The sequence below is a fragment of the Treponema sp. C6A8 genome, from assembly GCF_000619925.1.
Taxonomy (GTDB): Bacteria; Spirochaetota; Spirochaetia; order Treponematales; family Treponemataceae; genus Treponema_D.
Map to the genome: position 1 here is coordinate 176,570 of NZ_JHVB01000001.1, position 20,674 is coordinate 197,243.

Sequence of the window (20,674 nt, forward strand, 5' to 3'; positions counted from 1 at the left end):
TATGATTTATTTTCTAGATGGCATTACGTGATCTACAATTCCGTAAGCAAGCGCGTCCTGAGCTGACATGTAGTAATCGCGTTCCATATCTTTTGCAACTTCTTCAATTGATTTTTTTGTATGATGTGCAAAATATTCAATAGAAAGTTTTTTAAGTCTGATGATTTCCTTTGCCTGGATGGAAATATCACTTTCCTGTCCCTGAACTCCGCCCCATGGCTGATGAATCATTACGCGGCTTGAAGGAAGGGCATAGCGTTTTCCGGCTGTACCGCCTGCAAGAAGGATAGCGCCCATAGAAGCTGCCTGTCCCATACAGATTGTCTGAATGTCGCATTTTACGTACTGCATTGTATCGTAGATAGCAAGGCCTGCTGTTACGCTTCCTCCAGGTGAGTTGATGTAAACACTGATATCTTTATCTGGATTTTCTGATTCAAGGAAAAGAATCTGAGCTACAGCAAGGTCAGCTGTTGCATCGTTAATTTCGCCGTCAATAAAAACGATTCTGTCTTTTAAAAGGCGAGAAAAAATATCGTAAGTTCGCTCTCCGTTTCCGGTCTTTTCTACAACGTAAGGTACAAGAGTGTTCTGCTGTTCGTTCATAAAATCATCCTGTTATGAAAAATAAAATTTCGTACTTTATTAATATAATGAAAAATTCTAAAAAAGGGTAGTGATATTATAAAATAGATAAAAAAAATCCCCCGAGATTTTCGCCCGGAGGATTCTTCTTCACTAAGTTTTAAACTTAGTTATTTGCGAACAATTCTTTGAAAGTAAGTTTGTCGCCCTTAGCAACTTTTACTTCCTTGTAAAGTTCGTCATAAAGTTTGTTCTCTTTTGTATCGTCAATAAGATATTCTTTTGCGCGAGCGTCAGAATAGTGCTTTTTAACTTCTTCTACAGTCAAACCGCCTTCTTCAGCGATTTTTGCATACTGTGCTTCAATTTCTTCTGGAGTAACGCTGATGTTGCGTTCTTTAAGAAGTGAATCAACGATGATTCTAGATTTAAGCATTTTTTCGCTGTCGCCAGTCCACTGTGTAAGCATAGCTTCTTTTGTCTGGCCGCTTGCTGTAACCATCTTTTCAAGCTGCTCTGGGCTTGTCTGGAACTGCTGAGCCATCATTCTCCAGCGTCCGTCAAGTTCTGCAGCGAGCATTGAAGCTGGGATGTCGAACTTGTTCTTTTCTACAAGCTGTTCAAGAAGTGAGTTGTTCTTCATCTCACGAACACGGCGGTTCTTTGCAGCTTCCATGTTGCGGCTGATGTCAGCTTTCATGTCTGCAAGAGTCTTGTATTTAGCGTTGCAGTCCTGTGCAAAATCATCATCCAGAGCCGGGAGATCGCGAACTTTTACTGCTGTAACAGTTACGCTGAGTTTTACAGTTTTTCCTGCAAGGTCAGAATCTTCGTAATCTTTCTTGAAAGATTTTGTGATTTCTTTAGTTTCGTCTTTCTTCATACCGATGATTTCGTCATCGATTTTGTAGAGGTTCTCACCACTTCCAACTGTGAATACATAATCCTGGCGTTTTGAACCGGCGATTTCTTTTCCGTCTTCACCGATTTCTGAGTAGTTGATTGTTACGATGTTGTCTTTTGCAACAACTCCGTCTTTTTTATCAACAACCAAAGCGTTGCGTTCCTGCATAGCCTTGAGCTCGTCGTTCAAGTCTGCGTCAGAAATTGTAACCTGAGGTTCTTTTACTGTAATTCCAGAGAAGTCTTTTACTGAAACTTTTGGGAATACATCGTAAGTTACTGTATATGTAAGGTCTTTTGTTACATCCAGTTCAGGAGCCTTGTCCATAACTGGCTGTGCATATGGAAGAGGGCGGTTTTCTGTTTCTTTTTCGAAGATTTCGTTCAATGAAGAATCGATAAGCTCTCCGAGTGCGTCAGCCTTAAGGGAATCACCATATTTGCGCTCAAGAACATTTGCCGGAACGTGACCTTTGCGGAAGCCAGGAATCTGTGCGTTTTTAACATACTTTGACAAAGTAGATTTGTAAGACTGCTCTACGTCAGCTTTTGCAATTGTTACTGTCAGTTTTACTGCAGATTTTTCCAAATTTGTGAATTCTTTTGTAAGTTTCACGGTGGTAACCCCTTAAATAAAATTAACTGCCGGCAGGCAGTAAAGTTCAAAATTATAAAAAAAAAAGCGGTTCAGATTTATAACTGAATCGCTTTTCTTAATTTAGAGCGGAAAACGGGAGTCGGACCCGCGACATCCACCTTGGCAAGGTGGCGCTCTACCACTGAGCTATTTCCGCAAAGCTTTATGCGTTTTCAGGTCTCTGAAAAGTAGAGCGGAAAACGGGAGTCGGACCCGCGACATCCACCTTGGCAAGGTGGCGCTCTACCACTGAGCTATTTCCGCAAGTTTTGTTTCCTTTGCAAATGTCCAGGAAAGACAATTGCGAGAGGAGGGACTTGAACCCTCACGCCGAAGCACTAGATCCTAAGTCTAGCGTGTATGCCAATTTCACCACTCTCGCGTGATTTAAGGCCAAGCCTTTCTTTGATGAGCGACCGGGGGATCGAACCCCGGACCCACAGATTAAGAGTCTGTTGCTCTACCAGCTGAGCTAGTCGCCCGAAGTGATTAGTAATATAACAAATCGACGCATTTTGTTCAAGAGGGTAATTCTTGATTTTTCAAAAATTGTTGATTTTTTTTATTCACGACTTTTTGAGTGCCGTTACATGCGTCTGAAGGGACTCGAACCTGCGTACAATCGTTCGCGGAAGCGAACATCCTCGTAGCAGGGGGCAACGGGGGCGGCGCTGAGCCACCGTTAGGGCAATTGAAAAATGGTGATTGCCTTCCTTCGTTTTACATGCGTCTGAGAGGACTCGAACCTCCTACCTTCGGTTTCGAAGACCGACGCTCTGATCCAGATGAGCTACAGGCGCATTGCAGAAAAATCTGCCTAAAAAAAAACGAACAGATTTAGCTGTTCGTTTTAGGGTGCCTAGTCGGGATCGAACCGACGACAACCAGATCCACAATCTGGCGCTCTACCGCTGAACTATAGGCACCGTATTTGTCGTTAAGACTTTGAAAGTTTAACAGATTTTCGCTTTCAAAGTCAATGGTGCACAGCGCAAATATTAGAAATTTTATGAAAATTTTGCATCTGCGCTGTGTAATTTCCTATTTGAAGGTGTAAAGAACACCGGCTGTGAACGAATGTTTGAAAATTCCTCCAAAGCAAATGTTATCTTCTGCGAGTACAGCTAACTTATCTGTAAATGCCCAGCGGCATCCAAACTGAAGTTCTACATCGAAATATACTTCTGTTTCTTCATTTGATGCTGTTGATTTCTGAGTACCTCTAGAAGTGTAAGTATATGTATCATATTCAACCTTGTAGAAACCAATTGGAACTGAGAAGCCTGCACCTACAAAAGGAATAAGCTGATCCTGCCATGTTCCTGTTTTTCCGCTGAAGAATGAAATTGGAGGAGCCCATACTGCTCTAGTTCCTGGCACAATAAAAATAGACTGAAGGTTATATCCGCCCCATTTCTTTCCACCAAAATCCATGTTACAGAATCCTTCAATTGCGAAGTGTGGAACAGGAACAAGACCTGTAACACCAAAAACTGGAGCTACTTCAAACTCAGAAAGAGTTTCTGTAAAAATGCTCTTATGGTATACAACATTTGCATAACCAATGTTGAGGTTTCCATAGAACCCAATACCTTTCTTTTCTGCATTCTTAGCAAATGCAGAACCAGCAAGTGTCATAAGAAGACACATCAATCCGATGATTTTCTTCATTTTTTTATAATCTCCTTTTTAATTACTGTTTCTACTATAAGAAACGTATCTTTACGGGTCAATATCATTTTGATTTATATAAGTAAAATTTATATTTTTAAGCGAATTTTTTAAATTTCCCTAAACCTTTTTTTTCAGATTCCGATGAATAACTGAAAGACCGAATCCTTATCAAAAGGATATGGTAGTGGAGATTTTATGAACGAAGAATTCAAAATCATTCTGGAAGATGAAAATAATCTTCTGGAGCATATTGCAGAAGAGCAGGGTGCTTTGCGTCTTGCCGTAGAAAAGAAAAACTGGAATGCCCTTATGACAAGCATTTCGGAAATCAATCTTATGTCTGATGCCTTCAAGACACTTGATTCACGACGCGAAAAACTTCAGAAATCAATTGATAGAGCAGAACTTACATCATACAGCGAAGTTCTCTTAAATCTCCGTTCAAAACTTCTTAAATGCAAGGCAGAAAACAAGGCTTTTGCAAGTTATGTAAATATCAGCCGTTCCTTTATTCAGCAGGTTGTGGAAAAGGCTCTGCCTCAGTCACGCAATAAGAATTATTCACGAACCGGTCATATTGTTCAGCCTCAGCCACAGAGCGTTGTGGTAAATCAGTTGTTTTAATTAAAAAAGAGAGGTAGAAAAAATGGGATCAACTTTTTCTGGAATTGAACTTGGAAAACGCAGTATTATGGCTCATACAGATGCCATCACAACTGCAGGTCACAATATTTCAAATGCAAATACAGAAGGCTATTCTCGTCAGCGTGTTCAGATGAAGGAATTTGATCCTCTTTATAAACCTGACCTTGAACGCGCAGAACGCGCCGGAATGATTGGACAGGGTATTGATACTCAGAGCATCAACCGTATCCGTGACGAACTTCTGGACGGCCGCATTGTTGCTCAGGCTAATCAGGAAAGCTACTGGCAGACAAGAAGTGATTATTACACAATGCTGGAACAGATTTATAATGAGCCTGCGGATATTTCTATCCGTTCTAATATGGATAAATTCTGGGAAAGCTGGCAGGAACTCAGCATGAATCCTGAAAGTCAGGCTGCCCGCCAGGCTGTTGTTACCCGCGGCGTTACTTTGACAGATTCTATTAAAAACCGCTGGGAAGGTTTGAGCGGCGTTGCAAATATTATTGACGGCGACATTGAAGCTACAATGCGTCAGGTAAACTCTATTACAGCTCAAATTGCAGAGGTAAACGGAGAAATCGTTCGTTCAAAGGCAATGGGAGATAATCCTAACGATTTGCTTGACCGCCGTGATCTTCTTGTTGATAAACTCAGCCAGCTTATTAATGTAACTACAGATCAGCGCGATTCAGATGAGTTTGAAGTTCACGTAGACGGAAAAATCCTTGTTCAGGGCAGTGTAGCCCGTGAATTTGCCCTTGAACCAAAATATGACGACACAGGCTATTCAAAACTTATCTGGGCAGACACAGGAAGCGATGCTCATTTTAGCGGCGGAAAACTTGGCGCTCTTGTAGAACTTCGTGACCTTGATATCCGTAAGGAAATTCAGAGCCTTAACACAATGACTATGAACTTTTCTGACCTTGTAAACGACGTTCACCGCAATGCAGTTGGCGCAAACAAGGTAACAGGCCTTGATTTCTTTGTTCAGCACAGCTTTGTAGAAAATACAAACGGTAATTTTGACCGTGACGGCGACGGCGAACTTGATACATCATATATCTTCCGCTTTACAGGAAATAATGCCCTTGATTTGCAGCAGCAGGTTGGTTTTGAAGGCGTCATGAAGCTTAGCGGTGCAAACGGCGATGTAGAAATTCCTTACTATCATACAGATACAGTAGAAACTGTAATTGCCCGCATTAATGACAGCACAAGTGAAGTTAAGGCTTATCTTGATAAAAACAATCACCTTGTTTTGAAAGGCACAACAGCCCTTCACGAAGAAAATCCTGATTTTGTAATCCGCCATGTTGAAGATTCTGGCTACTTCCTTGCAGGTTATGCAGGAATCTTGCGCGGAGCAGGAGAGGCTTCTGCTTATGATTTTGCTCAGGCTGATGCTGTTGTGGCTCTTGCAGAAGGCAGTCAGTATGCAGTAAGTCCTGTTTATAATCCTTCTGCTTATGTAGAAGTAAATCCTGCAATCAGACACGACGTTATGAATGTTGCTGCAGGCTATAACGACGGTAATTCAGGCGTTGCTGCCGGTGACGGCCGTGCCGCAGTAGAAATTGCAGCAATCCGCAATTCTCAGGTAATGGTTGGCGGTCAGAAAACTTTTGATGATTATTTTGCAGATGCCGTAACAAATGTTGGTCTTATGGGCGAACAGGCAGAAATGAATCTTATGAGTCAGAATGCCATTATGGATGACCTTCGTGGACTTAGAGATTCAATCAGCGGTGTAAATATTGATGAAGAACTTGCAGATATTCTTAAGTTCCAGCACGGCTACAATGCCGCTGCCAAGTTTATCACCGTCTGGGATAATCTGGTGGATACTGTAATTAACCGTTTGGGTGTGTAAATAGATTGTCGGGTCAAGCCCGTCAATGACAGATATTAGCAAAGGAGCATAAAGTGCACAGAATCAGCAGTCAGATGAATAATAATAATACTCAGAGCAATTTGCGCATTCAGGAACACAGACTTAACCGCGCAAATAATCAGCTTGGAAGCCAGCAGAAAATCCAGCAGCTTCGTGATGATCCGATTGCTGCAGGACATCTTGTGCGCTATCAGTCATACCTTGACCGCGTAAATACTTTTGAAAAAAATGCTGCAACTTTGAGCGACTCTTTTAATCTTCGCGAAACTTATATGACAGATTCTCTGGAAATCATGCAGAGAGTGCGCGAGCTTGCCGTAACTGGAGCAAACGGTATCTACACAAAAGATGACCTTAAGAATATGGCGACTGAAGTTGATGAGCTTTTGAAACAGCTTATTCAGAATGCAAACGCCGTTTCTTCTGACGGAAACTCAATTTTTGCAGGCACAAACACAAAGGCAACTGCCTTTGAAGTTGATATGGGAAACGTTGAAGGCTCTGGCAGCGCTTTGATTCAGAATGTCCGCTATAACGGAAATATTCAGGTAAATAAAATTGAAGTTGATGAAGGAAAATACCTTGATAACGACAATGCCGGTGTAAGAACCTTCTGGGCAGAAAATCAGCAGGTTTTTGGCGGCCGCGACGGTTCTCAGTGGCAGGCAAACAGTGATTCTATTATCAGCGTTGACGGTGTTCAGATTAAAATTAACCAGGGCGACAATATTTACGCCGTTGTTGGAAAAATTAACGAAAGTAATGCTGCCGTAAAGGCTAGTGTAGACCCGGTTCGCAAGAGCTTAAATCTTACGACAACTGATGCCCGCCAGCTCTGGCTTGAAGATATTCAGGGAAACGCCTTGAACGAGCTTGGAATTATCAAGGATTCTTCTCAGCGTCCTCCATATAATCTTGGTGACAGTACCCGTGTAAGCGGCGGTTCTCTTTTTGACACCGTAATTGCCTTCCGCAATGCTCTTCTTGCCGGCGACAGCGAATCAATTGGCGGACGCGTGCTTGGAAGCCTTGATCAGGGAATCGGAAACCTCGTAACCCGCATTGCAAAAAACGGTTCTGAATACGAGCGTGCCCAGCTTAACATCACCCGTAATTCAAAGCTTGCCCTTGATGTAAACAGTCAGATCAGCCGCGAAGGTGACCTTGACTTTACAAAAGCCATCACCGACCTCAAGATGCTCGACTACACAAATCAGGCAACCCTTAGCCAGGCTGGCAAAATGTACAGTTCAACTTTGTTGAACTATATGAGGTAATTATAACTCACACAAAGTGTGGAAAACCTAAAAATTGCTTTCGCAATTTTTTTAACGGTTTGCTATAAATCAAGAGGCTGCATAGCAGCCTCCTCAAGTAAACAAAGGATGAATTTATGGAAGTTCTAACAAGAGAAAAAGGCAAAGTGGATGTTGCCGCCGAAAATCTTCTGACTATTCCGGAAGGTTTATTTGGTTTTGAAATGTATTCAAAATACGCGCTTATTGATTCTGAATACATGCCCTTTATCTGGCTGCAGTCTTGCGAAGATTCAAATCTTGCATTTTTGATTGTAGATCCTTTCAGAATCTGCGCCGACTATGAAGCCGACATTGATGATGAAACACTTTCAAAAATCGGAATTGAAAAACCGGAAGATATTATCATAATGGCGATTGTTACAGTTCCAAGAAACGGAGCTCCAATCACTGCAAACCTTCAGGGACCTCTGGTAATCAATAAAAAGAACCAGAAGTGCATGCAGGTTGTGCTGAACGACAATCGCTGGAGCACAAAGTTTGACATCATGAAGGCTCTTGAGCAAAAAGGAGAACGATAATGTTAATCCTTTCAAGAAAAATCGATGAGAAAATTAAAATCGGCGAAAATATCACAATTACCCTGATTGATGTTCACGGAGATCAGGTAAAAATTGGTGTTGAAGCTCCAAAAAACGTAAAGGTTTTCCGCCAGGAAGTATTTGACGCTATCCAGAGCGAAAATAAAGCTGCCGCAGTGGAAAATAAAGCTGCCAATGAGGAAAAATCCGCTATTGCTGCTGTCAGCGCGCTTTCTAAGTTGTTAGGGAAATAGCCACAGATACACACAGATGGACACAGATATTATATTTTTGAAATAAGAAAGCGTTTTGTTATAAATCACTATCTGTGTTTATCTGTGTCTAATCTGTGGCTATTTATTTTGTGTAAGTTTCACTTCCGCTTCGCTGGCACGCAGGTAAACAGGGCCGTCATAATCTGCAAGAGGCTTTTGCCCCTCTGCAATCATCTTTTCTGTAATCTGGAACATGCTTTCTGCACTCAATGCCTGAACTTTAGGACTGAATACTTTTGCTTTTAAGCCCTTTTCTGAAAGAAGCTTGCAGAAAACTTCGCAGTCTGTTCCGCATACAAAAATCTTATCAAACTGATTTGCCTTTTCTACGATGGCTGGAATTTCATAGTCTCCGTCCGGGAGAATTTCTTTTCCGCCTTCTGTAAGGCTTGCATAAAATCTGTCTTTTTTAGCATCAATTCCGCAAAGGACAGGAAGCTCTGAATCCAGATATGGCCATGCGTGAATTTTTAGAGATGAAATTGCGTAAAGGGGTGTGCCGTTAGCAAGCGTCAGCGCCTTCAAAACTGAAAAGCCAAGACGAAGACCCGTAAAGCTTCCAGGACCGCCTGTAACGCAGGTATAATCTAATTCTTTTGCAGTGATTCCCACTTTTTCCAGCACGTAATCAACTGCATTTACGATTGTTTCTGACTGCTTCATGCCGATGTCGTAAACAGCGGCGCACATGTTGTCATCATTTTTTGCGGCTACAATAAGTCTTGTAACTGCACAGTCTATAGCCAGAGCTTTCATTTGATGTCTCCGTTATTCCAGTTTTCGATTGTGATTGTTCTCTCGTCTCCGTCGCCCGGAGTGATTTTTAAAAGAATTGTCTTTTTTGGAAGCTCGTCCATGATTTTTTCGCTCCATTCGATGATGGAAACTCCGTTTCCGTAAATCATGTCGTCTGTTCCCAGGTTGATAAAATCCTCTGAACCTTCAAGACGGTAAACGTCCATGTGGTAAAGGGGCATCTTTCCTGAGTATTCGCTAATCAGACAGAAAGTAGGGCTTGTAATTGTGTCTGATACGCCCAGAGCCTTTGCAATTCCTTTTGTGATTGTTGTTTTTCCAGCTGCGAGTGTTCCCTGCATGGCAATAACGTCACCTTTTTTCAAAAGGGAGCCGATTTTTTCGCCAAGGGCAATAGTCTCGTCAGCGGAGTGAGTTGTAAATGTTAACATTGAGGGAGTCTGCCTTCCAGTTCTTCTGTTAGAATAAATTCAGTAAGCGCTTTTTTTACAGGCAAAAGAGGATAGTTAATGGGCTTTATGAATGAAATATTGATGATTCGTTTACCCATTGGATTTACTTCAATTGTAAATAAAATCCCGGCGGTTTCGGTTGCGGTTGGCAGTTCAATAACTGCATCGCAGGTATATTTGCGCAGATAAAAAATCTGACCTTCCTCACGCTGTAGATTTTGTAATTCAAGCACCTTCATCGTTCTATCATTCTACTCCAAAAAGTTACTATTCACAAGTTTAAATACAATTTTGTTATTTTGTACTTTTTAACGTAGTGATTAGAAATGCAATGCCTGAGAAATTGCTGTCAGACGAGGACAGATTTCGTATTCAGACAAATCTCCAATAAGAACAGTATCATTATTTTGCAGAGCCTGCTCAAAATCAAGTAAAATCTGAGAAAAATCTGCAAAAAAGTCCTTGAAGTTCATGCCGTTGATTGTGATTTCCTTGAAAGTGTCAGGGAAAAGTGAAGCAAGAGTTGCAACATGGCAGAACTCATTTATATTATCTGCAAGTTTTTTGATTGATTCTACAACTTCAGAATTCTGGCCGTTCTGAAGGGCAACAGGAACCTGTTCCATTTTTTCAGAAAGGCTTGTAAAAAGAACTGAAAGATTTTCAAAAGATTCTCTTATAGAACCCTTTGTTACTACAGAGAACTCAAATTTTGTATTTTTTCCAAGTTCTTTTGCAGCTTCTTCGTCAAATATATCAGCTGTTATCTGCTTGCCGTCTACACTGATTCCGATTACGGCAGCTTCGTTTTCTTCGCAAGTTTTTTCAAAAGATTTAAGAACATCACCTACTGTCTGTTCGTCTTCAATCTGAACATCAACATTCTGTCCGTTAATATAAAATTCTACCATAAGTTCCTCGTATTATTACTTAATAATCGGCATAATTTATATTTTTTTTACCTGTTTCTGTTCTGCTGATTTGTAAAATTGTTGATGGAATTCTGCTGGCTTTCAAGGCTGTTGAGGGAACCTTCCATCTGACCGTATTTGTTGCGTAAATCAGCCTCTTTTTTATCCATCTGGATTTCAAGGCGGGCAATTTTCTGTTCAGAAGATTTGATTTTTGAATCAAGGCCGCTTGTTTTCATTGCAAGAATTCCGCCGGTCTGGGTGTAGGCTCCAATCTGCTTGTCCAGCTGCACTCCGATTCCGCTGTCTGAAACTAAATCTCCATCTGAATCGTAGCCGAACAGGAGTCTTATGTCTTCAAGGTGGTTTTCTATTGCCTGATCAAGTTTCTTTTCGTCAATTTCAAGATAGCCGCGGAGTCTGCTCTGAGAATAACTGCCGTTTCCTCCGCTTGCATTAGTGCTTATTCCAATCTGATTAAGCATTGTGATTTTTGCCTGGTCTGAAGTCTGGTAGCCGGCGTTAAGAATGTTAGACATATTTGACTTTATGGAAGGAAGGGTAAAGTCCGTCTGGAACATGCCGAGCTTTTTCATTTCAGTTTCGCGTTCATCAGAAGTAAGGTAATCCAGCTCCTGAATGATTTCTTCCTTGTTCTGAGAAAGGATATTGATTTCGGCAACTGTGCGGTTATACTGTCCGACAAACTGAATCAAGGCGTCTTTTGATGCTTCCTTATCCGGCTTTACTGTGATTGTTGCAGTTTTTTCGGTCTTATCGTGCAGGTGAAGGGTAATTTCAGGCACAATGTCGTCTATGTCGTTTGTAGGACGGCTGATTTTAATTCCTTCATATTTTACGATTGCGTCGTCTGCCTCTGATACAGGATTTTTCGGCTGATAGCCAAGCTTTTTTCCACCGTCATAAGATGAAAAGGCCGAAGTGTCAAGCTGCTTTCCTGTATTGGCGTTTTTAATTCTGATGGCTGTAATGCCTTCGTAATCTTTAAGGGCAAAATCCACGAGAGTATCTTCTGTAAAAAGTCCCGGTGTTTCTATCAGCTTTTCTGAGCCGTCTTCCATAACTGCAAAAACTACATTTTCTGTAGAAACCTTCTGCTTAGGTTCAGGCATCTTTTCCGAGCTTTCTGAATCTGAATCCAGGTTTGTGATTGTAATTCCGCCGAATTCTGCTGAACCAGAGCTCTGTAAGTCCGGAGTTCCAGGAATAGTCTTGTTGTAGGCATCTGCGACGTCTTCTGTGTCTGTCGCAATCAGCGAGAATGTAATGTGGGTATTTTTTAGCGAACGTATATCCGCAGGGATTTCTACATCGATTGAATTTTCTGGAAGCAGGGTAGAGTCTTCGTAAAATTCGTTGCCCTTTGCCTTTGCAGGCTCAATCATTCCTGAACTTAAGGCAAATTCCTTTGCGTTGCCTATGAATTCAAGCCTGTTGTCTGCTCCCGTAACCAGAGATTCAATCATCAAGGCAGATTTTCCTGTGCTTCCGCCGATTATCATTGATTTTACGATTCCGTTTGAGCGGCGGTTGATTGCATTGGAAAAATCTTTTAGAGTTCCGCCCTTCCAGTTCAAGTTCAGCTGTTTTTCGCCAACTTTGTATGTGTAGGTTCCTGACGGCACTTTAAAATCTTTTTCCATCTCATCAGACATAAATCTGTCTGCAGTAGCAGGCTGGATAACGTCAATTTTAAAAGACTGAATTTCCGCGCTACGGGTTGCTTCTGCGCTTACGGCGCTTTCCTGAGAGGATTCTGTTATTTTATTGTTAAATGGATTTTCAAAAGAATAGAGTGCTTTTGTTTTTTCTCGTAATGAGGCGAGTTGAGAGTTCATATCTCTCCAGGCGTCTTTCTGGGCTTTAAGTCCATCAAGCTGAGTTTTTTCCCTGTTCAGCGGGATACGCTCAACCTGCATCAGTTTTTCTATAGTCTCATTTGTCTTGTACTGATCTGTGACGCCTGGAATATTGAGTCCAGCCATAAATCTTTCCGTTCAGAATTTAATCAGATTACTTCGTCAAAAATATTACCGATAGCTTTTCTGATTCTAAGCTTCAGATTTTGAATCTCTTCCGACGGTATCTGTTTTATAACCTTGTCTGTGCTTGCATCTACAATAGAAACAATAACACTGCCCAATTCTTTGTTTACACTGAACTGCAATTTATTATCAGAAATTAATTCTGAAAGCTTCTGCAGCTGCTGTGAAACTTCTTTTGTCTGTGCAGCAGTCTGTTCAATATTCTGAACAACCTGTGCTCCTGTTGGTGCAATGGATTGCGTTTGTACCTGCGTCTCTTTGCTGGTATTCACACTTTTTACATTGTTTTTATAGAGAGTCTGGCCATCCATTGCCATCTGAACCATGGAACTGTTTGTAATAGTGTTCATAGTTCACCTCCTGTATATAAGGGTAATATGTCAAGAATTTCTTCCTGAAAAATCCCACCCTGATATTTCCAAAAAAAAAGCAGGAGAGGGGCGCAACCCCTCCTGTTAAAAACTATTTCAAAAAGACGACATCCAGTGGTCTCTTTGAAAACTTACTGCAAAAGTCCAAGAACAGTCTGTGTCTGTGAGTTAGACTGTGCGAGCATTGCTGTACCAGCTTGTGTGAGAATCTGGTTCTTAGTAAACTCAACCATTTCGTTAGCCATATCTGTATCGCGGATGCGGCTTTCTGCAGACTGAGTATTTTCTGCGGCAATGTCTACACCTTTTGCAGCCAGCTCAAATCTGTTCTGGTATGCACCAAGATCTGCTCTCTGTTTTGTTACTGTTGTTAAAGCAGCGTCAACAGCAGCGAGAGTCATGTTTGCATCCTCTGGAGTTGAGATGGTAATCTGTTCATCGCCACCCTGCATGCCCTTCAAACCAAGAGCTGTAGCAGTCATAGTACCGATGAAAACACGTGTGTTCTGGTCAACGTTGGCACCGATCTGGAACTGCATTACTGACTGTCCTTCCTGTGCAAATCGTCCTGTCAACATATTCATACCGTTGAACTGAGCCTGACTGGCAATGCGGTCAACTTCAGCAACGAGCTGTGATACTTCTACCTGAATCTGCATACGATCTTCATCGCTGTAGATACCGTTAGCAGACTGTACTGCAAGCTCACGAACACGCTGAAGAATGTCTGTTGTTTCAGTCAAATAACCTTCAGTTGTCTGAATGAATGAAACACCATTCTCAATGTTGCGGCTAGCCTGGTTAAGTCCGCGAATCTGGCTTCTCATTTTTTCTGATACTGCCAAACCTGAAGCATCGTCTCCGGCGCGATTGATGCGTTCACCAGAAGAAAGTTTCTCCATGTTCTTCATGATTGAATCATTAGAAATGTTCAATACACGATCAGCATAGAGTGAACTCATATTGTGATTAATAATCATAGTTGTGCCCTCCATGTTTACTTATACATAAAGCATCTTGCTTTACGCCTGCAGGCGAAGGCTGAATTAGTTCTGCGCCCCTAATTCAGTTTCAGACCTATTACAGCAGGAATGGTCAGAATAAATAGGCGTTTAGTCTGACCGTTCTTGCTGTCACCTGCGGGGCAGGGAAGGCACTATGTCAAAAATCTTCGGTATATCTGAAAATATACTCTCGTTATAGTCTAATACTATAATACTACTAATTGGTGTTTTTGTGGAATAAATTTTAAGAAAAAAAGCAGAAACACCGTGCTGTTAAAGAACAGCCTCATCGACTGTCCTTTAACATATTTAGTATAACTCACTATTAAAGTAAAGACAACCTTTACTTAAAAGAACTATCTCAAGAGACTGAGAACGTTCTGACTCTGAGAGTTGGCCTGAGCCAGCATTGGTCGCAAGCAAGCTTGCTTAGCAATGCTGCTTATGACTTAACTCCTACTTGCCAGACTATCTCAACAAACTGAGTACATTCTGACTCTGGCTGTTAGCCTGAGCGAGCATTGCAGTACCTGCCTGCTGGAGTACAGAGTTCTTAGTGAATTCAACCATCTGACTAGCCATGTCTGTATCACGGATGCGTGATTCAGAAGCCTGTGTATTTTCAGCTGCAATATCCAAGCCTTTTACAGTCATTTCAAGACGGTTCTGATATGCACCGAGATCAGCACGCTGTTTGTTGATCTTCTTCAATGCATCATCTACTGCACCAATAGCACGGTTGGCATCTTCCGGTGTGGCAAGTGTAATTTTTTCGCCAGTTCCGATTTCGCGGATTCCGAGAGCATCAGAAGTCATAGTTCCGATGAAAACCTGTACACGCTGATCCATGTTAGCACCAATGTGGAACCACATAGAACCTGTAACCTGGTTTTCTCCCATTACCTGTGCGAAGCGGCCTGTAAGCATGTTCATGCCGTTGAACTGAGCAGAACTTGCAATACGATCAACTTCAGATACGAGAGCAGAAATTTCTACCTGAATCTGCATGCGGTCTTCAGAAGAGTAGATACCGTTTGAAGACTGAACTGCAAGTTCACGGATACGTTGCATGATGTCTGTTGTTTCCTGCAAATAGCCTTCAGTTGTCTGAATAAAGCTGATGCCGTTCAAAGCATTCTTAGAAGCCTGATTCAAACCTCTGATCTGGCTGCGCATCTTTTCAGATACTGCAAGACCTGAAGCATCATCACCTGCACGATTGATTCTTTCTCCTGATGAGAGTTTCTCCATGTCTTTTGTGAAACTTACACCAGTTACTCCGAGCTGACGGTTGGCAAACATTGCCGACATGTTGTGGTTGATAACCATAGTATTCCTCCTTGGAATGTTGTGGCAGAAGAATCCTTTCTTCTGTAAAAAAGACGCAAAAATGCGTAAATGTTCTTACAAGGCTACATCTACACATTTTTGCCGAACTGTTTGGCTTTTGCTTCTACGAAGTCGTAAAACCATAACACTTCTTATATATAATCGGAGGACTGGTTCTGAATCTTTAGTGAAAAATCGAAAAAAATTCAAAAAAAAATTAAAAATTTTTGAATTTTTTTCGAAAAAAGTTAGATATTCAGTGAATCAATGATTTTTTTAAGCTGTTTTGTGGCTTTTCCGCGGTGTGAAATGCCGTTTTTTTCATCTGCAGACAGCTGGGCAACTGTTTTATTGAACTCTGGAAGGAAAACAATAGGATCGTAGCCAAAGCCGCCGTCGCCAGCTTTCTTAGATATATCTTCTATTAATGTACCTTCAAAAGTTTCCTGGCAGACATAGAGGCGGTCTGTTCCAAGGTATAAAACCATTGCGCAGGTATAGTGGCAGCTTCGCTTTCCGTGAAGATATGCCGCCTCTGGGAGCTGACCTTTTTTTACAGCCTCATTAAGCTGGTTAATAAGAAAGACATTCTGCTCTTCCTGAGGAATTTTTGTGCCGTCAGGCTTTCCCTTCATGAAGTCAGGACCTGCATAACGTGATGAATAAATGCCAGGTGCCCCGCCCAAAGCGTCTACACAGATTCCTGAATCATCAGCAATGACTGGTTTATGAACGATGTCATAAAGCGCCTTTGCCTTAATCAGGCTGTTTTCGTAAAAGGTAATACCCGTCTCATCAGGATCAAAATAGATTCCTTCATCAGACGGGATAAGAATTTCATGTTCCGGGAGAAGCTGCTGCATCTCGCGTTTTTTGTTTTTATTTCCTGTCGCTAAGTAAATTTTCATGTACATATATTAGCGGAAATAAGGCTTCTAGTCACTCTTCATAGCTTTCCAGAATATTTTTGTAATTCTTGGCGCAGGAAAGATAATATCTGACCTGCCTTTCGCAAATGCCCAGCAGTTCTCCTATCAGTTTGTTTGAAGTTACAAGGTGGGAAGTTTGCAGCAGAAGCAGGTGATTCTTATTCTGCCAGGCATGCGTGTGATGATTTAATTTCTTTTTTAAATTTGTGTCAGAAAAATATCCGTAATCTTTTTCTTTTGTAAGGAATTTCAGCTGGGACTGGTACCGTGTCCTGTAAAAATAGGATTTATTTCTGGATTCTGTCAGCAGCTTCTGATTTTCAAGCTTGGTATTTAAGCTTAATTTGCAAATCCTGATTCCTTCAAGTATCACGTTGTAATCAAGCTTTAAGGCCTTACATATAGTGTAGAGATTTTTTTCATCATAGAACTGAACGTATTTCAGAAGCAGGGTGATGAGAACCCTTTCTTTCTTTTCTGTATAAGAGTGAAGGGCTGCCTGCAAATCTTCCGGACTGACGCGCTTTCTGTTGTAAGGAACTTTTTGTTCTGCGCAGCAAAGTTGACTAATCGGTTCGTATTTATATCTGTCCTGGAGGACCTTCGAATATTCTTCGTGGTAGCTGCAGAGTTCCTCAATGCTTTGTTTTGCCCGTTTTTTCAGGTTCTTGTTTACTATTGAAGAAATCTGAGAATAGAAGTAGGGGAAAAAGTTTCCTATAGAACTTTTGTAACAGTCGATAAGGTTTCCGCCTTTTTCCAGGAATTCCAGAAGGATTTCTTCCCGAAAATCTTCATCATATTTATGAAGTCCGAAAAGAGGATAGTTTTTGAAGATGAATTCGGCCATAAAGTTTACAGCCTGATTTCTTGTAAGTAGACCTTCTTCAAGAAGAGATGGAATCTTGTTCAATTCGATTTTTAACATTGTTTTTTCCTTTTTTTTGATTAATTTTTTTTGCAGTTATTTTTCTGCTATTGTGCGCACGCTTTTTATATAGCAATATTTGTGCCAGAATTTGACTTTTTTGATGATTTCAGGCAGAAAAAGAAAATATTTTGAGAAATTTTAAAAAAAAGAGATTTATGCTATTGACCCAAATGCCCTGATTGTGTATTATTCTACTTACTTACGGCGACCTAGCTCAGTTGGTAGAGCACACGGCTCATATCCGTGATGTCAATGGTTCAATCCCATTGGTCGCTATCAGGCTTCCAGAAACTGGAAGCCTTTTTTATTTTAAATTCTGCTAATTAATTAGAAGATATTAATTTAAGATTATTAAAATTAATGAGAATTAATGAAACTGTGACAAATATAAATTTTAAGAAGATTAAAAGTTTTATTTGCATAAAAAAAATGTTGTTAAATTGAAGCAATCAGAATATAATAAGGATATATAAAAAGTTGGTGGGAAATTATCTTGCAGGAGTTACGTATGAAGAAACTTTTTATTTTAATTGCTATGGCAGTTATGTTTATTCCATCGCTTGCGGCAAAGGCGCAGAAATCGCTGGTTACATATTATAGTGTTCCTGTCTTAAAAGTTCTGGACAGCCGTGATGCTTATGTTGTTATCTACCAGAAGAATAAAATCGGTACAGCTTCTGTTCTTCTTCCTAAAAAATGGTGTCTGCCTACAAAGGGTGAACCTGTTAAGCTTAAGGTAAGAGCTGTAAATACAATGGATGAAGCTTACTTCAGCGTTTACAAGAGAAACGGTGAATTTTACCGCGCTGTTCTCAATGTACCTTTGAAGAAGACAAATCCAATCTGGGGTATTGTTGACCAGAAAAATAACAGACTTGAAGGTGCTGATAAAGAGACACTGGAAGAGCTTGAATTATAGTAATTTTGCAATTAATTCTGTAATATAAAAGAGGACTTTTTAGTCCTCTTTTTTTTATTTTTTACAGGAATTTTAATTTATATGAAACAGATTTTAGATTCAGACGTTCAGTCATTAAGAACATTTATAGAAAACCACGATTTTTTCTTTGTTGTAGGACATAAGGAGCCGGACGGAGACTGTATGTCTTCCTGCCTTGGTGCAGCGGCTATTCTTGACGGTTTTAATAAACGATATCAGCTGCTTTCTGCTGGTCCTTTTAAGCGCAATGAAGTAAAGCGTTTTGAAGAAAAGTTTTCAAACACAATGGAATTTCTTGATGATAATGACCGCAAGACTGCCGGAGTTATTATTGTTGACTGCTCGGAATTGAGCCGCCTTGGAGAAATTGACGGAGATTTTGAAGGTCTTGATATTTTTGTAATTGACCATCATAAAACTTCAGGGCTTCCGGAAGGGGCTCTTGGCTTTATTGATTCTGATACTCCTGCCTGCGCTTATCTTGTTCAGCAGTTTTACGAGCGTTTGATTGGTCCTGTTCCTGAAGAACTTGCAAAAAATCTTTTCTTCGGACTTTGTACTGATACTGGCTTTTTCCGCTTTGTAAGCAACAGCGGGGCAGAGGTTTTTGACGGCGCCAGCAGACTTGTAAAGGCCGGAGCTGATCCAAGAAGAACCTATAATCAGATTAATTCTGGAAAGCCTTATTCAACCCGCAAGCTTTTGGGAACCCTTTTGATGAAGGCTGAGCGCTATCTTGAAGGAAAACTTGTAATTACAACTGAAAGTCTTGATGATACAAAAAAATATGGTCTTGAAGGTCGGGATTCTGACGCCCTTTACCAGCTTTTCCTTGCAACTGAAGGTGTTCAGGCGGTTGTTTTCCTTCGTCAGGATACCGAAACTACCTGTACAGGCGGCTTCCGTTCCCTGGAAGAAATTGACGTTTCCCAGGTAGCAGCAAAGTTTGGTGGCGGCGGTCACAAAAACGCCAGCGGCATGAGCTGTAACGGCAAGATTGAGACACTTTTGCCGCAAATTGTAAAAGAGTTTGCAAGGATTATCTAAGAGCTGCAAAAAATGGCGCGAAGGAGTGTAGCGTGGTTCAAAAACACTCTGATTGTTGCGACCGCGTGAGCGGTCAATTTAATGGTTTCTTTGCAACAATCAGCGTGTAGCGCATTATTGCGCGGTTTTGAACCATGCTACGCGACTGGAAGCCATTTTTTGCAAGTGTTAACGTAATTCTGCACCTTCTACAAATGTTCGCGCGTATTCTACCAATTCTGCGGCTTCTGCGTCGCTGTAGGGCAGGATGTCATTGTAGGCGGGGTTCAGGCAGTTTTCGTTACGGAAAGGGGCGAACTGCCAGCTGGCATCCTGTGGAAGAATTTCTGCCATTTTTTTTATGTCTTCCTTCTGTACTAAAGAAGGCACTAAAACTGTGCGGAACTCCCGCTTTTCTGCCGGGAAGGACGAAACAATTTCTGCACAGCGTCTTACTTTCTTTTCCCAGTATTCTGTTTTTCCAAAAAAGGGCGAGCTTTTATTACAGATTTCTATGCCATATCGTTCAGGGCTTGTCTTTATGTCCATTGCAATAAAATCAGGACGTAAATCAGAATTATTTATTATGGCTTCAAGCTCGTCCGGAAGGGTGCCGTTTGTATCAAGCTTTATCAGATAGCCAAGCTCCCTTGCTTTTTTTATGATTAGAGGGGTGTAGGGATTCAGTAAGGGTTCCCCTCCGCTTATAGTAAGCCCGGTTAATATTCCCTGCCTTCTTTCAAGATGAGTAAAAAGCTCCTCGGTACTTGCAAGTGATGTTGACGCCTCTTCTGCATCTTCAAAACCCAGAACTAAATCCCGGTTATAGCAGTAGGGGCAGCGGAGATTACATCCTTTTAGAAAAAAAGAACCTGCCAGATGTCCCGGAAAATCCACACAGGTGGTTTTAACCAGAATTCCGGCAGGTCTGTCTAAGGGCAGGTCAGCCATTGTACTTCCTTATGCAGAAACTGCAACCTTCTGGAATACAACTTCGAGTTCTTCAACGTTGTGGCAGCGGGCTGTTTCAACTCCCTCTGCATTATAGAAGATAACTGTAGGTGAAGCAAAAATTCCTTTTTTGGCTGCCTCAGCAAGTCCTTCTTTTGTGTCTACGTCAATATTTCTGCCTGGCATATCAAGGTCGTTCATAAAAGCTTTTACTGGAGGACAGTTAGGGCAGGTTTTACGTGTGTAAAGCTCGTATGTAACGCTTGTGAGGTCAGAATTTTCTGCTTTTGCAACTTTGGCAGCGGCTTTTGGCTCTTCTTTTACAGCTTTTACATCTGCTTTTGTCTGAGCAAGCTTGCTGTCTTCAAGGGTAAACATCTTACGGATTCCGAATTCATCTCGTTTTCCGTTGTTCCAGTGTTTTACGGCGCGGTAGTAGCCTACGATGCGGGCGTAAACTTCTGTTTCTGTTCCATGAACATTTTCCAATGCAGCCTTTGTCTCTGCAATTTCCTGTTCAATCTGAGCAAGTGTCCTTTTTTCCATTTTTATTCC

The 20,674-nt window shown here is 41.3% G+C and carries 22 protein-coding genes and 7 tRNA genes; 8 read left to right on the forward strand and 21 right to left on the reverse strand.

Annotation, left to right across the window (positions count from 1 at the left end):
* Positions 1-6: 6 nt before the first annotated feature.
* The 9 genes from clpP to T530_RS0100790 form a co-directional block, all read right to left on the reverse strand.
* Complete coding sequence (gene clpP / locus T530_RS0100750) at positions 7-606, reverse strand: ATP-dependent Clp endopeptidase proteolytic subunit ClpP (RefSeq protein ID WP_027727359.1); 600 nt, start codon at positions 604-606, stop codon at positions 7-9.
* Positions 607-751: 145 nt separating this feature from the next.
* On the reverse strand, positions 752-2,104 hold the full coding sequence (tig, locus tag T530_RS0100755) for a trigger factor (RefSeq protein ID WP_027727360.1): 1,353 nt from the start codon (positions 2,102-2,104) through the stop codon (positions 752-754).
* Positions 2,105-2,210: 106 nt separating this feature from the next.
* Positions 2,211-2,282, reverse strand: a tRNA-Gly gene (locus T530_RS0100760).
* 35 nt (positions 2,283-2,317) lie between these two features.
* Positions 2,318-2,389: transfer RNA gene (locus tag T530_RS0100765), tRNA-Gly, on the reverse strand.
* A 38-nt stretch (positions 2,390-2,427) separates the two neighbouring features.
* Positions 2,428-2,507 (reverse strand) — tRNA-Leu (locus T530_RS0100770).
* Positions 2,508-2,534: 27 nt separating this feature from the next.
* Positions 2,535-2,607: transfer RNA gene (locus tag T530_RS0100775), tRNA-Lys, on the reverse strand.
* A 243-nt stretch (positions 2,608-2,850) separates the two neighbouring features.
* Positions 2,851-2,925: transfer RNA gene (locus T530_RS0100780), tRNA-Arg, on the reverse strand.
* Between the two features lie 54 nt (positions 2,926-2,979).
* Positions 2,980-3,051, reverse strand: a tRNA-His gene (locus T530_RS0100785).
* A 115-nt stretch (positions 3,052-3,166) separates the two neighbouring features.
* Positions 3,167-3,796, reverse strand: coding sequence for a hypothetical protein (locus T530_RS0100790; RefSeq protein ID WP_027727361.1), 630 nt, complete (start codon positions 3,794-3,796; stop codon positions 3,167-3,169).
* Positions 3,797-3,994: 198 nt separating this feature from the next.
* On the opposite strand from T530_RS0100790, the gene T530_RS0100795 reads away from it, so the two are divergent.
* The 5 genes from T530_RS0100795 (at position 3,995) to csrA (ending at position 8,432) form a co-directional block, all read left to right on the forward strand.
* Positions 3,995-4,423 carry a hypothetical protein gene (locus T530_RS0100795; protein ID WP_027727362.1) on the forward strand — a complete coding sequence of 143 codons (429 nt, stop codon included), beginning with the start codon at positions 3,995-3,997 and terminating at the stop codon, positions 4,421-4,423.
* Between the two features lie 22 nt (positions 4,424-4,445).
* Positions 4,446-6,320: a flagellar hook-associated protein FlgK gene (gene flgK, locus T530_RS0100800; RefSeq protein WP_027727363.1), complete on the forward strand. Its 1,875-nt coding sequence runs from the start codon at positions 4,446-4,448 to the stop codon at positions 6,318-6,320.
* Positions 6,321-6,373: 53 nt separating this feature from the next.
* Positions 6,374-7,618, forward strand: coding sequence for a flagellar hook-associated protein 3 (locus T530_RS0100805; RefSeq protein WP_027727364.1), 1,245 nt, complete (start codon positions 6,374-6,376; stop codon positions 7,616-7,618).
* 116 nt (positions 7,619-7,734) lie between these two features.
* Positions 7,735-8,178 (forward strand): flagellar assembly protein FliW, encoded by a 444-nt coding sequence (gene fliW, locus T530_RS0100810; RefSeq protein WP_027727365.1) that lies wholly within the window; start codon positions 7,735-7,737, stop codon positions 8,176-8,178.
* Entirely contained in the window at positions 8,178-8,432 is a 255-nt protein-coding gene (csrA, locus tag T530_RS0100815) for a carbon storage regulator CsrA (RefSeq protein WP_027727366.1), read from the forward strand. The genes fliW and csrA overlap by 1 nt, the downstream gene beginning before the upstream one ends.
* Before the next feature lie 99 nt (positions 8,433-8,531).
* Here csrA and tsaB read toward each other — a convergent pair whose 3' ends face one another.
* The 10 genes from tsaB to T530_RS0100865 all read right to left on the reverse strand — a co-directional run bounded on the left by tsaB (position 8,532) and on the right by T530_RS0100865 (position 17,199).
* On the reverse strand, positions 8,532-9,209 hold the full coding sequence (gene tsaB / locus T530_RS0100820) for a tRNA (adenosine(37)-N6)-threonylcarbamoyltransferase complex dimerization subunit type 1 TsaB (RefSeq protein ID WP_027727367.1): 678 nt from the start codon (positions 9,207-9,209) through the stop codon (positions 8,532-8,534).
* Positions 9,206-9,640, reverse strand: coding sequence for a tRNA (adenosine(37)-N6)-threonylcarbamoyltransferase complex ATPase subunit type 1 TsaE (tsaE, locus tag T530_RS0100825; RefSeq protein ID WP_027727368.1), 435 nt, complete (start codon positions 9,638-9,640; stop codon positions 9,206-9,208). The genes tsaB and tsaE overlap by 4 nt, the downstream gene beginning before the upstream one ends.
* Positions 9,634-9,900, reverse strand: coding sequence for a hypothetical protein (locus tag T530_RS0100830; RefSeq protein ID WP_027727369.1), 267 nt, complete (start codon positions 9,898-9,900; stop codon positions 9,634-9,636). The genes tsaE and T530_RS0100830 overlap by 7 nt, the downstream gene beginning before the upstream one ends.
* A gap of 81 nt (positions 9,901-9,981) precedes the next feature.
* A complete protein-coding gene (locus T530_RS0100835) occupies positions 9,982-10,572 on the reverse strand; it encodes a hypothetical protein (RefSeq protein WP_027727370.1) in 591 nt (196 codons plus the stop codon).
* A 47-nt stretch (positions 10,573-10,619) separates the two neighbouring features.
* Complete coding sequence (gene fliD, locus T530_RS0100840; RefSeq protein ID WP_027727371.1) at positions 10,620-12,578, reverse strand: flagellar filament capping protein FliD; 1,959 nt, start codon at positions 12,576-12,578, stop codon at positions 10,620-10,622.
* Positions 12,579-12,601: 23 nt separating this feature from the next.
* The gene (locus T530_RS13170) at positions 12,602-12,988 is read right to left on the reverse strand and encodes a flagellar protein FlaG (RefSeq protein WP_051537703.1); all 387 of its coding nucleotides are present in this window, start codon (positions 12,986-12,988) and stop codon (positions 12,602-12,604) included.
* A 152-nt stretch (positions 12,989-13,140) separates the two neighbouring features.
* On the reverse strand, positions 13,141-13,989 hold the full coding sequence (locus tag T530_RS0100850) for a flagellin (RefSeq protein ID WP_027727372.1): 849 nt from the start codon (positions 13,987-13,989) through the stop codon (positions 13,141-13,143).
* 492 nt (positions 13,990-14,481) lie between these two features.
* On the reverse strand, positions 14,482-15,342 hold the full coding sequence (locus T530_RS0100855; protein WP_027727373.1) for a flagellin: 861 nt from the start codon (positions 15,340-15,342) through the stop codon (positions 14,482-14,484).
* Between the two features lie 248 nt (positions 15,343-15,590).
* On the reverse strand, positions 15,591-16,250 hold the full coding sequence (rdgB, locus tag T530_RS0100860) for an RdgB/HAM1 family non-canonical purine NTP pyrophosphatase (protein WP_027727374.1): 660 nt from the start codon (positions 16,248-16,250) through the stop codon (positions 15,591-15,593).
* A gap of 31 nt (positions 16,251-16,281) precedes the next feature.
* Positions 16,282-17,199, reverse strand: a complete 918-nt coding sequence (locus T530_RS0100865; RefSeq protein WP_027727375.1) for a hypothetical protein — start codon at positions 17,197-17,199, stop codon at positions 16,282-16,284.
* A gap of 206 nt (positions 17,200-17,405) precedes the next feature.
* Between T530_RS0100865 and T530_RS0100870 the strand changes: the two genes are divergently transcribed.
* The 3 genes from T530_RS0100870 to T530_RS0100880 all read left to right on the forward strand — a co-directional run bounded on the left by T530_RS0100870 (position 17,406) and on the right by T530_RS0100880 (position 19,189).
* Positions 17,406-17,478, forward strand: a tRNA-Met gene (locus T530_RS0100870).
* 232 nt (positions 17,479-17,710) lie between these two features.
* Entirely contained in the window at positions 17,711-18,121 is a 411-nt protein-coding gene (locus tag T530_RS0100875) for a hypothetical protein (protein ID WP_027727376.1), read from the forward strand.
* An 81-nt stretch (positions 18,122-18,202) separates the two neighbouring features.
* A complete protein-coding gene (locus T530_RS0100880; RefSeq protein ID WP_027727377.1) occupies positions 18,203-19,189 on the forward strand; it encodes a bifunctional oligoribonuclease/PAP phosphatase NrnA in 987 nt (328 codons plus the stop codon).
* A 168-nt stretch (positions 19,190-19,357) separates the two neighbouring features.
* Here T530_RS0100880 and T530_RS0100885 read toward each other — a convergent pair whose 3' ends face one another.
* Together T530_RS0100885 and nrdD are read right to left on the reverse strand one after the other, a co-directional pair.
* Positions 19,358-20,119 (reverse strand): radical SAM protein, encoded by a 762-nt coding sequence (locus T530_RS0100885; RefSeq protein WP_027727378.1) that lies wholly within the window; start codon positions 20,117-20,119, stop codon positions 19,358-19,360.
* A 9-nt stretch (positions 20,120-20,128) separates the two neighbouring features.
* Entirely contained in the window at positions 20,129-20,665 is a 537-nt protein-coding gene (gene nrdD, locus T530_RS0100890; protein ID WP_027727379.1) for an anaerobic ribonucleoside-triphosphate reductase, read from the reverse strand.
* Positions 20,666-20,674 lie beyond the last annotated feature (9 nt).